This window comes from Streptomyces phytophilus, from assembly GCF_013870535.1.
Classification (GTDB): domain Bacteria; phylum Actinomycetota; class Actinomycetes; order Streptomycetales; family Streptomycetaceae; genus Streptomyces; species Streptomyces phytophilus.
On the sequence record NZ_JACBXC010000063.1, the window covers coordinates 1 to 13290 of the forward strand.

Annotated in this window: 11 protein-coding genes and 3 pseudogenes; 5 read left to right on the forward strand and 9 right to left on the reverse strand. The window is 71.3% G+C overall.

Going from position 1 to position 13290, the window contains the following annotated elements; all coding sequences use genetic code 11:
* Positions 1–320 (reverse strand): dihydrofolate reductase family protein (locus H5J30_RS06380; RefSeq protein WP_374100948.1); only part of this gene is annotated, 320 nt, incomplete at its 3' end.
* Between the two features lie 173 nt (positions 321–493).
* Positions 494–2290: a phosphomethylpyrimidine synthase ThiC gene (thiC, locus tag H5J30_RS06385; RefSeq protein WP_220188592.1), complete on the reverse strand. Its 1797-nt coding sequence runs from the start codon at positions 2288–2290 to the stop codon at positions 494–496.
* Positions 2291–2487: 197 nt separating this feature from the next.
* On the opposite strand from thiC, the gene H5J30_RS06390 reads away from it, so the two are divergent.
* Positions 2488–3990 (forward strand): YibE/F family protein, encoded by a 1503-nt coding sequence (locus tag H5J30_RS06390; RefSeq protein ID WP_181786182.1) that lies wholly within the window; start codon positions 2488–2490, stop codon positions 3988–3990.
* Between the two features lie 26 nt (positions 3991–4016).
* Here H5J30_RS06390 and H5J30_RS06395 read toward each other — a convergent pair whose 3' ends face one another.
* Both H5J30_RS06395 and H5J30_RS06400 read right to left on the reverse strand, forming a co-directional pair.
* The gene (locus H5J30_RS06395) at positions 4017–4229 is read right to left on the reverse strand and encodes a DUF5326 family protein (RefSeq protein WP_181786189.1); all 213 of its coding nucleotides are present in this window, start codon (positions 4227–4229) and stop codon (positions 4017–4019) included.
* A gap of 137 nt (positions 4230–4366) precedes the next feature.
* On the reverse strand, positions 4367–4684 hold the full coding sequence (locus H5J30_RS06400; RefSeq protein WP_018838751.1) for a cupin domain-containing protein: 318 nt from the start codon (positions 4682–4684) through the stop codon (positions 4367–4369).
* Positions 4685–4741: 57 nt separating this feature from the next.
* On the opposite strand from H5J30_RS06400, the gene H5J30_RS06405 reads away from it, so the two are divergent.
* The 4 genes and pseudogenes from H5J30_RS06405 to H5J30_RS06415 all read left to right on the forward strand — a co-directional run bounded on the left by H5J30_RS06405 (position 4742) and on the right by H5J30_RS06415 (position 7530).
* Positions 4742–5116 carry a phage holin family protein gene (locus H5J30_RS06405; RefSeq protein ID WP_181786183.1) on the forward strand — a complete coding sequence of 125 codons (375 nt, stop codon included), beginning with the start codon at positions 4742–4744 and terminating at the stop codon, positions 5114–5116.
* 148 nt (positions 5117–5264) lie between these two features.
* Positions 5265–5435: pseudogene (locus H5J30_RS06410) on the forward strand (arsenate reductase/protein-tyrosine-phosphatase family protein); the annotation flags it as partial.
* Positions 5412–5756: pseudogene (locus tag H5J30_RS37855) on the forward strand (glycoside hydrolase family 172 protein); the annotation flags it as partial. The pseudogenes H5J30_RS06410 and H5J30_RS37855, both read left to right, overlap by 24 nt.
* Positions 5757–5832: 76 nt before the next feature.
* Positions 5833–7530 carry a glycoside hydrolase family 172 protein gene (locus H5J30_RS06415; RefSeq protein ID WP_220188594.1) on the forward strand — a complete coding sequence of 566 codons (1698 nt, stop codon included), beginning with the start codon at positions 5833–5835 and terminating at the stop codon, positions 7528–7530.
* Between the two features lie 66 nt (positions 7531–7596).
* On the opposite strand, the gene H5J30_RS06420 is transcribed toward H5J30_RS06415, so the two are convergent.
* The 5 genes and pseudogenes from H5J30_RS06420 to H5J30_RS06440 form a co-directional block, all read right to left on the reverse strand.
* On the reverse strand, positions 7597–8646 hold the full coding sequence (locus H5J30_RS06420) for a hypothetical protein (protein ID WP_181786184.1): 1050 nt from the start codon (positions 8644–8646) through the stop codon (positions 7597–7599).
* A 126-nt stretch (positions 8647–8772) separates the two neighbouring features.
* A complete protein-coding gene (gene mmsB, locus H5J30_RS06425; protein WP_181786185.1) occupies positions 8773–10014 on the reverse strand; it encodes a multiple monosaccharide ABC transporter permease in 1242 nt (413 codons plus the stop codon).
* Complete coding sequence (gene mmsA, locus H5J30_RS06430; protein WP_181786186.1) at positions 10011–11606, reverse strand: multiple monosaccharide ABC transporter ATP-binding protein; 1596 nt, start codon at positions 11604–11606, stop codon at positions 10011–10013. The genes mmsB and mmsA overlap by 4 nt, the downstream gene beginning before the upstream one ends.
* The gene (gene chvE, locus H5J30_RS06435; RefSeq protein WP_181786187.1) at positions 11603–12715 is read right to left on the reverse strand and encodes a multiple monosaccharide ABC transporter substrate-binding protein; all 1113 of its coding nucleotides are present in this window, start codon (positions 12713–12715) and stop codon (positions 11603–11605) included. The genes mmsA and chvE overlap by 4 nt, the downstream gene beginning before the upstream one ends.
* Positions 12716–12720: 5 nt before the next feature.
* Positions 12721–13290, reverse strand: a pseudogene (locus H5J30_RS06440) (U32 family peptidase); the annotation flags it as partial.

The following is a 13290-nucleotide window of genomic DNA, read 5'->3' on the forward strand; positions in this document are numbered from 1 at the left end:
ACGTCGGTGACGAAGCGCGCGTGGCCGGGTGGTACATCCCCGTCGTCGACCCGGTGGGTGAGGACGTAGATCGATACGCCGTCGTGGTGGTCGCCCTGCCAGCGCCCGGCGAGTTCGAAGGTCCGACGCCCGGAGATCACCGCGCCGGTCGCCAGCGCCTCGCGGTAGACCTGCCCGCTGGGGCCGTCGGACTCGCGGTCGTCGAGCCAGTTGAACAGGCGTCCGCCGGCTCGTCCCAGCTCCTGGCCCGGCCGGTCGTCCGGGCCGGCGATGTAGCCGTCGAGCGACATCGACATGTACAGCCGAATCGGATTGCGCATTCCGGCCTCCCTCTCTCCTCCTTGCAGACTCCGGGCAGGGGGGAAACTCATCGCCGGGCGGCCGCGCGCGGTCTGCGGACGACGGGGAGTGGCGGGAGCGTACCGATCGTCCCAGGGGACGGAGGCCGGCCCGCGGCCTCCCGGAGGTCGCGGGCCGTCCGTGCGCTGCCGGGTCAGTCGGCCAGCGGGAGGTACACGCGGTTGCCCGCGTCTGCGAACTCCCGGGACTTCTCCAGCATGCCGCGTTCGATCTCCTCGGCGCTCAGCTCCGTCGAGTCGTCGGAGCCGAAGCGTTCCGTGATGTCCCGGCTGATCTTCATCGAGCAGAATTTCGGGCCGCACATCGAGCAGAAGTGCGCGGTCTTCGCCGGCTCCGCCGGCAGGGTCGCGTCGTGGTACGCGCGGGCCGTGTCCGGGTCCAGGGCCAGGTTGAACTGGTCCTCCCAGCGGAACTCGAAGCGCGCGTCCGACAGGGCGTCGTCCCAGTCCTGGGCGCCCGGGTGGCCCTTGGCGAGGTCCGCGGCGTGGGCGGCGATCTTGTACGTGATGACGCCGGTCTTGACGTCGTCGCGGTCGGGCAGGCCCAGGTGTTCCTTCGGGGTGACGTAGCAGAGCATCGCCGTGCCCCACCAGGCGATCATCGCCGCGCCGATGCCGGAGGTGATGTGGTCGTAGGCGGGCGCGATGTCGGTGGCGAGGGGGCCGAGGGTGTAGAACGGGGCCTCTTCGCAGATCTCCTGCTGCAGGTCCACGTTCTCCTTGATCTTGTGCATGGGGACGTGTCCCGGGCCCTCGATCATGGTCTGTACGCCGTGGGACTTGGCGATCCGGTTCAGCTCGCCGAGGGTGCGCAGCTCCGCGAACTGCGCCTCGTCGTTGGCGTCGGCGATCGAGCCGGGGCGCAGGCCGTCGCCGAGGGAGAACGTCACGTCGTACGCGGCGAGGATCTCGCACAGTTCGTCGAAGTGGGTGTAGAGGAACGACTCGCGGTGGTGGGCGAGGCACCAGGCGGCCATGATGGAGCCGCCGCGGGAGACGATGCCCGTCTTGCGGCGGGCGGTGAGCGGGACGTAGCGCAGCAGGACGCCGGCGTGGACGGTCATGTAGTCGACGCCCTGCTCGCACTGTTCGAGGACGGTGTCCTTGTAGACGTCCCAGGTGAGTTCCTCGGCGCGGCCGTCGACCTTCTCCAGGGCCTGGTAGAGCGGCACGGTGCCGATGGGGACGGGGGAGTTGCGCAGGATCCATTCGCGGGTGGTGTGGATGTTGCGGCCGGTGGACAGGTCCATGACCGTGTCGGCGCCCCAGCGGGTGGCCCACGTCATCTTCTCCACCTCCTCCTCGATGGAGGAGGTGACGGCGGAGTTGCCGATGTTGGCGTTCACCTTCACCAGGAAGTTCTTCCCGATGATCATCGGTTCGGACTCGGGGTGGTTGACGTTGGCGGGGAGTACGGCGCGGCCGGCGGCGATCTCGTCGCGTACGAAGGCGGGCTCGACGCGCTCGCGCAGGGCGACGAACTCCATCTCCGCGGTGATCTCCCCGCGTCCGGCGTACGCGAGTTGCGTGACGGCCGTGCCGCGGGCGCGCCGCGGCTGGCGCGGGCGGCCGGGGAAGACGGCGTCGAGGTTGCGCAGGCCGCCGCGGGGGGTGGTGTGTTTGAGGCCGTCGTCCTCGGGGCGGGGCGGGCGGCCCGGGTACTCCTCGGTATCGCCGCGGGCGATGATCCAGTTGTCGCGCAGCGGGGTGAGCCCGCGGCGTACGTCGGTGTCGGTGGTCGGGTCGGTGTACGGCCCGGACGTGTCGTACAGCGTCACGTCCCGGCCGTTGGTGAGGTGTACGCGCCGCACGGGGACCCTGATGTCGGGCCGTGCGGGGTGCTCGACGTGGTCCTTGTGCCAGCCGATCGCCGCGGAGTCCGCGGAGTCCGCGTTCTCGGTGGCGGGCGTACGTGCATCCGAAACGGTCATGGAGACCCACTCCCTACGCCGGCATTACCCGGTAACAGGTTCGGCGGTCGGCGCAGCCTCGGTCCGTTCCGGATCCGTCAGCGCCCTCTCAGCCCGGTGCTCCGAGCTCCCGCGGTGTGCAGTTCGCCGCCTACGCTAGCCGCCGCACGTCCCGGCGCGGAAGGGGGCCCCGGGGCGGCTCCTGCGATGATCTGGCCGTGACACATTCGCACGGCCACTCCCACGACCACGGCGGCGCCCCGGCCCCGCCCGCCTCGCACCGGCTGCGTACGGTGATCGCCGCGGTGCTCGTCCCGTTCGCCCTGGCGGTGCTCGCCGGGCTGATCGCGCTGTGGCCGGGCGACGAGCCGGCGGGGGAGCGCAGCGGCATCGGCTTCGACCAGGAGCGGCAGCGGGCGAAGGTCACGAAGGTCGAGGAGGGGAAGTGCGCCGACGTGGGCGCGCAGATCCAGGAGCAGGGGCCGCCGGGTGGCGGTGGCGACGCGGACGAGCCGCGGCCCGACGAGGACGCGGTGTGCGAGCAGGCGACGATCGAGGTGACGTCGGGCAAGCACGCGGGGCGCACGTTCACGGAGGTCGTGGCACCGGACGCGTCCCGGCGGTACGACGTGGGGCAGGAACTCGTCGTCTCCTATTCGCCGAAGGCGCCGCGCGAGTTGCAGTACGCCGTCTCCGACGTGGTGCGTACGGTGCCGATGGCGGCGCTGGCGCTGGTGTTCGCGGGCGCGGTGGTCGTCGTGGGGCGGCTGCGGGGGCTGGCGGCGCTCGCGGCGCTGGCGGTGAGCTTCGCGATCCTGATCCTCTTCATCCTGCCGGCGATCCTCGACGGGTCGAACCCGCTGGTGGTGGCGGTGGTCGGCGGCAGTGCCATCATGCTGATCGCGCTCTATCTGTGCCACGGCTTCAACGTGCGTACGTCGGTGGCGGCGCTCGGCACCCTGGCGTCGCTGCTGCTGATCGGGCTGCTGGGCTCGCTGTTCATCGGCTGGTCGGAACTGACGGGGAACACCGACGACTTCACGGGGCTCATCCACACCCAGTACCCGGACATCGACATGAGCGGGCTGCTGCTCGCGGGGGTGCTGATCGGCTCGCTCGGGGTGCTGGACGACGTGACGGTGACGCAGGCGTCCGCGGTGTGGGAGTTGCGGCAGGCGGATCCGTCGGCGCCGTGGCGGAAGCTGTACGCGTCCGCGATGCGGATCGGGCGCGATCACATCGCGTCGGTGGTGAACACCCTGGTCCTGGCGTATGCGGGGGCGGCGCTGCCGCTGCTGCTGCTCTTCACGATCGCCGACCAGGGCGTCGGCACGGTGGCGACGAGCGAGTTCGTCGCGGAGGAGATCGTACGGACCCTCGTGGGCAGTATCGGCCTGGTCGCCTCGGTGCCGCTGACGACGGGCCTCGCGGCGCTCGTCGTCTCGGCCGACCGCCGCCGGGGGACGGGGACGGCGGGGGCGGGGAAGGGGCCGCGGCCGGTGCCTGCGGGACCGGGCGCGGGTGCAGGCCCGGTTCCGGGACCCGGGTCGGAGCCGGGATCCGGGCAAGGGCAGGGGCAGGGGCAGCAGCCGTGGTCAGGGTCCGGTACGGGACCGGGACCGGGGGGAGTCTGGGCGGGCACGGGCTCCGGCGCTGCCGCGGCTCCTCCCGAGGGCCGCTCCCGCCGCCGGGGCGGCGGCGGTCGGCGGCGCCGGAGGTAGCGCCGGAGGCGGGGTGGGGCGGGCGGCTACCAGTCGCTCTTCGACGACGACGCGCTCATGAACTTCCGCACCAGGAAGATGGCACCCGCGATCAGCGCCGCGGCCAGCAGGACCTTGAACAGCAGGCTGATGATGACGCCGACCACCCACATGATCAGGCTGCCGAAGACCACCAGCACGATCGCCGGGATCAGCACCCACGTCACCCACCACGGCAGTCCCGCAGTGATCTCTTTCACGGACACGGTCATTCCTCCTCGGGTACGCCGGGGTTGTCCCGGTGCCTCCGATGCTAGGTCGCCGGGCGGGCGGGCGGGAGTGCCCCCTGCCCCGGTCCACCCCGGAACGAACCCCGAGGCGACCCTGAGGGACTGATTCACGCCTCGGGTGGAGAGAAGACCACCAGAACCCGGAGATCCTCGGTGATGTGGTGGAAACGATGCGGCACGCCCGCCGGTACGTAGACGACGCAGCCCCTGCCGACCTGCAGGGTTTCGTCGCCGACGGTGACGGAGCCGCGACCGCTCATGATCACGTAGACCTCGTCCTGGCTGTGGGGCTGCTGCGGATCGGGCGATCCGGCGTCCAGCGCGTACAGGCCCACCGACATGTTCCGCTCCCGGAGGAACTGGAGGTACGCTCCGTCGTTCGCACGGCGCTCCGCCTCCAGGTCGTCCAGCCGGAATGCCTTCATCGTGCTCTGCCCTCCGCGTCCATGGTGCTCCCGACTACCTCTGGAACGATCACACCCATGAAGACTTTCCTGATCAAAACCCTCGCCAACGCCGCCGCCCTCGCGGTCGCCGTCTGGCTGATCCCCGACATCGGGCTGACCGGTCACGACAACGCCGACAAGGCCGTCACTCTGGTGCTGGTCGCGTTGATCTTCGGCGTCGTGAACTTCATCGTCAAGCCCCTCGTGCAACTCCTGTCGCTGCCGCTGCTGCTGCTGACCCTCGGGCTGTTCACGCTCGTGATCAACGCGCTGATGCTGATGCTCACCTCCTGGATCGCGGACAAGGCGGACCTGAGCTTCCACGTGGACGGCTTCTGGACCGCGGTGCTCGGCGGACTGGTGATCAGCATCGTGTCGTGGGCGACGAGCATGGCGCTCGACCGGGACTGACGCCTGCGACCGCGGTACGGGCCGGAGCACCGGAGCACCGCGGCCGCGGCCGGCGGGCCGCCGTCCCGCCACCGGCGCGGAGCGGCGGACTCCGGAACATCAGGAACCGGCCACCGGCACCGGGCGCCACCGCCCCGGCTGAGGCAGGATGGAGCGCATGCGAACGAGCGACCGCCCCCTCCCCCCGCCTTTCCGCGTCTGCTTCGTCTGCACCGGCAACATCTGCCGCTCGCCGATGGCCGAGGCCGTCTTCCGCGCCCGTGTCGCGGAGGCGGGGCTCGACGGCGAGATCGAGGTGGACAGCGCCGGCACCGACGGCAAGTACTCCTGCCTGCGCACCACCGCCGCCGGCTGCGTCATCGCCGAGCAGGCCGGGGCCGGCGAGATCGGCGCCATCTGGTTCACCCGCGACGAGGGCGACGTCACCAGGACCGGCCGCATCACCATCGAACTCGACGGCGAGAAGGTCGTCGACGCCCCGCTGCAGGACCTGGTCGACGGCAAGCTCGGCGCCCCCTTCGTCAGCCCGCTGGTCGCCAACGCCGACCAGACGTCCGGCGGCGTCGTCATCGAGGTGCCGATGCCGTACCGCGAGTCGATGCGCATCACCACCGAGCACAACCCGCTCTTCCACCACGTCTCGTACCGCACCTTCGCCGACGTCGAAGGCGTCACCGCCTTCGACCCGGACGACCCCGCCGGCGACGGTGCGGTACGTGAAGCCGCGCAGCGAGACCGACGAGGGCCGGGCGTACGGCGCGGGCGGCGGCAGCGAGTTCACCGTCGCCGTCGACCCCGCGAACGAGGGCGTCCGGCTCACCCGCCGCTACGACCCGATCATCGCCAACCAGGTCGCCGCGGTGTACGTCGACGGCCGCGAGGCCGGCACCTGGGGTCCGACACCGCAGGCCGGCGGGGGGCTGTGGGCCGAGGAGAGCGTGGAGCTGCCCGCCGAACTGACCGCCGGGAAGTCGGAGATCACCGTACGCAACGCCTTCGTCTCCTCCGACCTCGACGTCAACGAGTTCACCTACTGGGCCGACAGCCGCGTCGGCGGCGAGACGCGCCGCACCGACACGATGGACGTCGGCGACGCGGCGAGCGAGACCGCCCACGGCTACGCCATCACCTCGCCGAACTGGGAGGGCGTGCGCACGTACGACTACCCCCTCGGCGACGACCAGCGCGCCGAACTCGCCGCGGCCCAGGACGTCCTTCAGGGCCTGCGGCTGCGCGCGACCTTCGACGGCGAGCGCACGGTGGACGCCCCGCTCGGCGAGTTCTTCGGCTCCGGCAACGCGACCGCGCCCGTACGGGCCCTGATGTACGGCATCGACGCCGAGGCCGCGGGCGGGCCCGTACTCACCTCGTGGTGGCCCATGCCGTTCGCGCGGAACGCGAAGGTCGAGCTGTACAACGGCTCAGCAACGGCGATCACGGCGGGCACCGCCGAGGTCACCGCCGCCGCGTCCCGCACCCACGCCGAGGCCGTCGCCTCCGGCGACGCGGGCCGCTTCCGCGCCACCTCCCACGCCGGGCCGACGGAGCCGGGGGAGAGCTGGGACTTCCTGGCCACGGGCGGCACCGGCAAGTTCACCGGCGTCACCCACACCATGACCGGCGAGCTGAACCGCAACTACCTGGAGGGCGACGAGCGCGTCTTCGTCGACGGCTCCCGCACCCCGCAGCTCCACGGCACCGGCACCGAGGACTTCTACCAGAGCGGGTGGTACTTCAACCGCGGCACCTACACCCAGCCCTTCAACGGCAACCCCACCCACCTGGGCGGGCTGACCGGCTGCGCGGCGGAGCGGGACTGCACGGGCACGTACCGGCTGATGATCCACGACGCGGTGCCGTTCACACAGTCGATCGACTTCGACATCGAGCACGGCTTCGTCAACGACAAGGAGGCGGACTACTCGACGACCGCGTACTGGTACGGCGAGAAGAAGCCGACCGGCACGCGGACCGACACCCTGGACGTGGGCGACGCGCGCAGCGAGAAGGCCCACGCCTACACCTCGGACGCCCCCGGCGACGTCACCTCTTTGGACTCCGTCTTCGACGGCGACGCGCAGCACCCGCGGCAGCTCACGGCGGACACCCGCGCCACGACGGCACCGGTCAGCTTCACTCTGCGCGTCGACCGCCGCAACGAGGGCGTGGAACTGCGCCGCACCAGCGACCAGGCGCGGCCGTACCAGCGCGTGGCGGTGTCGGTCGACGGGGAGCGACTGCCGGACTGGCTCCAGCCGCTGGGCAACACCGAACGCCGGTGGCTGGACGACACGTACCAGATCCCGGCGGGCGCGACGGCGGGCAAACGCGAGATCACGGTGACGCTGACCCCGGCGGCGGACGCCCCGCCGTGGTCGGCGGAGTCGTACGAGGCCCACACCCTGGGAGGCTGACCGGGACCGGGCGGAACCCCGCCCCGCAGGGACGTCAGGTACCTGCGGGGCGGGGGGTTCGGGGAGTCATTCGTACTGGGCGAGGACGGTGCGGGCGACGGATTCCGCCGCGGCGCGGCGGTCGGGGGCCGGGCCGGGGGACACGTACCAGACCCTGACGAGGAGGTTCCCCTTGCGGACGTAGAGGTTGGTGTCGTCCGTCTCCGTGTGCACGAGAGCCTTCCCGCCCAGCCCGTCCAGCGGCTCGCTGCCGAACGCGACCTGGTCGAGCGCGTACACCGCCTCCGCCTCCCCGCCACGGCCCCGGAGCGCGCTGGGAGCGAACGCCGCGGCCTCCACGAAGAGCCGGCTCCCCGGGTCGTCGCCGTCGCCGCGCCAGTGGCACCTGCGGATCTGGTCGCCCGCCGGTGACTCGGCCGACGGTTCGGTGCCCGGCATGAGCCGCGCCCCCTGGGCACGCAGCGCCTCGCACAGCGGCTTCGCCTGCCGTACGTCGCCGGCGGCGGGCTCCGGTGGCTCGGGCAGTCCGCCGTCGTCCAGCGGTACGCCGGCGGCGTCCAGGACGTCCCGGGCCGCCGCCAGAACGGCGGCGTCCGCGGCGGCCGGCGGCACGGTGGCGGCATCGTCGAACCTGTTCGCCGTACCGGCCTCGACCCGCACCACGACGTTGCGCTGGCGCACGAGGAGCTTGTGGGTGGTCGGTCCGCCTCGGTAGGTGACCGCGCCGTCGCCGAGTCCCGGCACCTTCCGCAGGCTCTCGGCCGCGCCGGCGCCGAGTCTCCTCACGTCGTCGGGAGGGAAGTCGGACGCCGCGGCCTGCGCCGCGGTCACGTCGTCCTCCCGGTCCGGGGTGTACGCCCGCACGCCGACGGTCAGCGTCTGCCCGGTCCCCGAAGCCCGGTCCGACGCCCAGTGGCAGACCTCTCCCCTCGCCGGTGCGATGCGCAGCAGCGCCAGGGTGTCGGCGGAGACGCCGCTGCACGCCTCTTCAGCGGTCTCCGGCCTGACATCCCCCTCCCGCCAGCCGTCCGGGCCGGACGAGCACCCCGCCGCACCGAGCAGCGCCGCGCCGGCGCACAGCGCGGCGACGCCCCGTCGCAATCCCCGTCGTCCCATCGCCCGTCCCCCCGTGGATGTCGTCCGCCGTGGACCCCGGACGGCGAGCGTAGCGGCCGGTGCCGGTGGTCGGCGGGGTCGTTACGCGGCTGTCGAGCGGTACGTTACGGAGGCGGAGATTCCGGGTTACGAGCCCGCCCTCCGTTTGTTCCAGATGTCGAAGCCCACCGCCGCCAGCAGCACCAGCCCCTTGATGACCTGCTGGTAGTCCGTGCCCAGGCCGACCAGCGACATGCCGTTGTTGAGCACCCCCAGCACCAGGCCCCCGATGACCGCGCCGAACACCGTGCCGATGCCGCCGCTCATCGACGCGCCGCCGATGAACGCCGCCGCGATCGCCTCCAGTTCGAACATCTCGCCGGCCTTCGGGACGCCCGCGTTCAGGCGGGCCGCGTAGACGCAGCCCGCGAGGGCGGAGAGGACGCCCATGTTGACGAAGACCAGGAACGTGACCCGCTTGTCCTTCACGCCGGACAGGGTCGCCGCCGCCCTGTTGCCGCCCAGGGCGTAGACGTGGCGGCCGACGACGACGTTGCGCATCACGTAGCCCAGGAGGACCAGCAGGCCCGCCATGATCAGCAGGACCACCGGGATGCCCCGGTAGCTGGCCAGCATCAGGGTGGCGACGACCACCGCGGCGACGATGAACGCGCACTTGCCCACCCACAGGGGGTACGGCAGCACGTCCAGTTCGTACGACAGCTGGCGGCGGCGGTCCCGCCACTCCTGCCACAGCAGGAACAGGCCGACGCACACGCCCAGCAGCAGCGTCAGGTTGTGGTAGTTCGTGTCCGGGCCGGTTTCCGGGAGGAAGCCCTGGGCGATGTTCTGGAAGCCCTTCGGGAACGGGGACAGCGACCGGCCTTCCAGCACGATCTGCGTGAGGCCGCGGAAGACCAGCATCCCCGCCAGTGTCACGATGAACGACGGGATGCCGACGTACGCGATCCAGAAGCCCTGCCACGCCCCTGCCGCCGCGCCGATCAGCAGCGAGCACGCCAGCGCCAGCGGCCACGGGAAGTCGTGGTCGACCATCATCACCGCGGCCATGGCGCTGACGAAGGCGACCAGCGAGCCGACCGACAGGTCGATGTGGCCCGCGATGATGACGATCATCATGCCCATGGCCAGGATCAGGATGTAGCTGTTCTGCTGGACGATGTTGGAGACGTTGCGCGGGAGCAGCAGGGTGCCGTCGCTCCATATCTGGAACAGCACGACGATCAGGCCGAGCGCGACGAGCATCCCGTACTGCCGCACGTTGCTGCGCATGGCGTTCAGCAGCGCGGTGGCGAGCGCCCCGCCGCGTCCGCCGCCCGGCGGCGCGGCCGGCGCCGGGTCGGGCTTGTCCGTGGTCACCGGGCTCATCCGTCGTTCCTTACGTGCGTGGTCATGTGGCGCATGAGGACTTCCTGCGTGGCCTTCGCCCGCGGTACCTCGCCGGTCAGGCGGCCCGCGGCCATGGTGTAGATCCGGTCGCACATGCCCAGCAGCTCCGGCAGTTCCGAGGAGATGAGGACCACCGCCTTGCCGCGCGCGGCCAGCCGGCCGATGACGGTGTAGACCTCGTACTTGGCGCCGACGTCGATGCCGCGGGTGGGCTCGTCCAGGAGCAGCACCTCGGGGTCGGCGTGGATCCACTTGCCGAGGACGACCTTCTGCTGGTTGCCGCCGCTGAGGCGGCCCACGGTCTCCAGGACCGTGGGGGTCTTGATGTTCAGCGACGTGCGGTAGCCCTCGGCGACCCGGCGCTCCTCGTGCGCGTCGACGGTGCCGCGGCGGCGGAGCTTGGGGAGGGAGGGGAGGGTGATGTTGCGCATGACGTTGTCGATGAGGTTGAGGCCGTACGTCTTGCGGTCCTCGGTGACGTACGCGATGCCGTGCCGCACCGCGTCCGGCACGGTGCGCACGTCGGCCTCCCTGCCGTCGACCCGGACGACCCCCGCCTCGTACCTGCCGTAGGAGCGGCCGAAGACGCTCATCGCCAGCTCCGTGCGGCCGGCGCCCATGAGGCCCGCGATGCCGACGATCTCGCCGCGGCGCACCTCGATGGAGACGTCGTCGACGACCTTGCGTTCGTGGTCGATCGGGTGGCGTACGGTCCAGCCCTCGACGGCCAGCGCGACCGTGCCGGCGTCGGGGCCGCGGTAGGCGGTGCGGGCGGGGAAGCGGTGGTCGAGGTCGCGGCCGACCATGGCGCGGATGATGCGGTCCTCCGAGAGCCCCCCGTCCCCGTCCCCGTCCCCGTCCCCGGTCCCGCCTCCGGGGCGTACCGCCAGCGTCTCGATCGTGCGGCCGTCGCGCAGGATCGTCACCCGGTCGGCGACCTGCCGGATCTCGTTGAGCTTGTGCGAGATGAGGATGCACGCGATGCCGTGGTCCCGGAACTCCCGGATGAGGTCCAGCAGTTTGCGGCTGTCCTCGTCGTTGAGGGCCGCGGTCGGCTCGTCGAGGATGAGGAGCTTCACCTCCTTCGACAGCGCCTTGGCGATCTCCACCAGCTGCTGCTTGCCCACGCCGATGTCCGCGACCCGCGTCTGCGGCTTCTCCGCGCCGAGCCCGACGCGCGCCAGCAGCGCGGCGGCGGCGCGCAGCGTCTCGTTCCAGGAGACGACCTTCAGCCGCCGGCTCGCCCGCTCGTTGCCGAGGAAGATGTTCTCGGCGATCGACAGGTACGGCACGAGGGCCAGCTCCTGGTGGATGATGACGATGCCGCGCGCCTCGCTGGCCCGGATGTCCCGGAACGCGCACGGCTCGCCCTCGAAGAGGATCTCGCCCGCGTAGCTGCCGTGCGGGTGGACGCCGCTGAGGACCTTCATCAGCGTCGACTTGCCGGCGCCGTTCTCGCCGCAGACGGCGTGGATCTCGCCGGGCGCGACGGTCAGGCCGACGTCGGCGAGCGCGGTGACACCGGGGAAGGTCTTGGTGATCGAGCGCATTTCGAGGACCGGAGCGGTCACTTGAGGTCCCCGGCCTTGTAGAAGCCCTCCTCGACCAGCAGGTCGGTGTTGGTCCTGTCGATGCTGACCGGGTCCAGCAGGAACGACGGGACGACCTTGACGCCGTTGTCGTACGTCTCGGTGTCGTTGACCTCGGGCTTGCCGCCGGTGAGCACGGCGTCGGTCATCTGCACGGCCTGCTTGGCGAGCTTGCGCATGTCCTTGTAGACGGTCTGGGTCTGCTCGCCGGCGATGATGGACTTCACCGACGCCAGCTCGGCGTCCTGCCCGGTGACCACCGGCAGTTCCTTGCCGCCGCTGCCGTAGCCCGCGCTCTTCAGCGCGGAGAGCACGCCGATGGAGATGCCGTCGTACGGAGAGAGGACGGCGTCGACGGTGGTCCCGCCGCCGTAGTTGCCGCTGAGCAGGTCGTCCATGCGCTTCTGCGCGGTGCCGCCGTCCCAGCGCAGGGTGGTGATCTGGTTCATCTCCGTCTGGCCGGACTGCACGGTGAGCTGACCGGAGTCCAGGTAGGGCTGGAGGACGGACATGGCGCCGTTGAAGAAGTACCGGGTGTTGTTGTCGTCGGGGGAGCCGGCGAAGAGCTCGATGTTGAACTTCTCGCCCTTGTCCTCCGCCAGCTTCAGGGCGTCCACGATGTACTGGCCCTGCAGCTTGCCCACCCGCTCGTTGTCGAACGAGGCGTAGTAGTCGACGTTCTCCGTCTGGAGGATCAGTCGGTCGTACGCGATGACGGGGATGTCCGCCTCCTTCGCGTCGGCCAGCACCTCCGTCAGCGAGGTGTTGTCGATCGCCGCCACGACGAGCGCGTCGACGCCCTTGGTGATCATGTTGTCGATCTGCGCGACCTGGTTCTCGACCTTGTCCTCGCCGAACTGCAGGTCGGTCTCGTAGCCGGCCGCCTCGAACTCCTCGACGATGTTCTCGCCGTCGGCTATCCAGCGCTCCGAGGACTTGGTGGGCATCGCGATGCCGATGGTGCCGCCTTCCGCGGAGTCCTTCTTCTCCTCGCTGCCGCCCTCGCTGTCCTGGCCGCAGGCGGCGAGGGCGAGGGCGAGAGCGGCTACGGCGGCGGCGGTGCGCAGGTGTGCGGCTCGGGGGGTGCGCATGGTGGTCAGATCCCTTCGGGTACGGAGGCGGGGGAGTGGGCAGCGGGGAACCGGCGCAGGTCGCCGGGCAGCCGGGACCCGGGCGGCGACATGCCGCCGCCCGCGCCGAGCCGGTCGAGGAGGTCCAGGACCAGCCGCCCGCGGCGCACCCGTTCGCGCGCGGTGGCGATCACCGTCTCGCGCATGTGGGCGCCGTACGGGTAGATCCCGGGGGCCTTGGACAGGCCGAACTTCAGGTACAGCGGCGCCCCGCGCCGGATCAGCTCGGCGGCGTCGTACATCCGCACGAAGCCGCCGAGGTCGTCGGGCGCCTCCACGTACAGGTCCATCGGCGCCGCGCTGACCCGGCGGATCTCGGTGAGCTGCTGGAGCGACAGGTCCGAGGGGATGTTGAGCGAGTCGGCGCCGAGCCGTTCCCACACCGCGTACGCGGCGGGGTTCACCGGGCCGACGAGCGCGGAGACCTTGAACGTGGTGTGCGCGGGCAACTCGCCCAGCTCGCGCAGCCCGTGCAGCAGCCACAGCACGCCCTCGTCCGCGACGAGCAGGCACCTCACACCCAGCCGGGCGGCGCG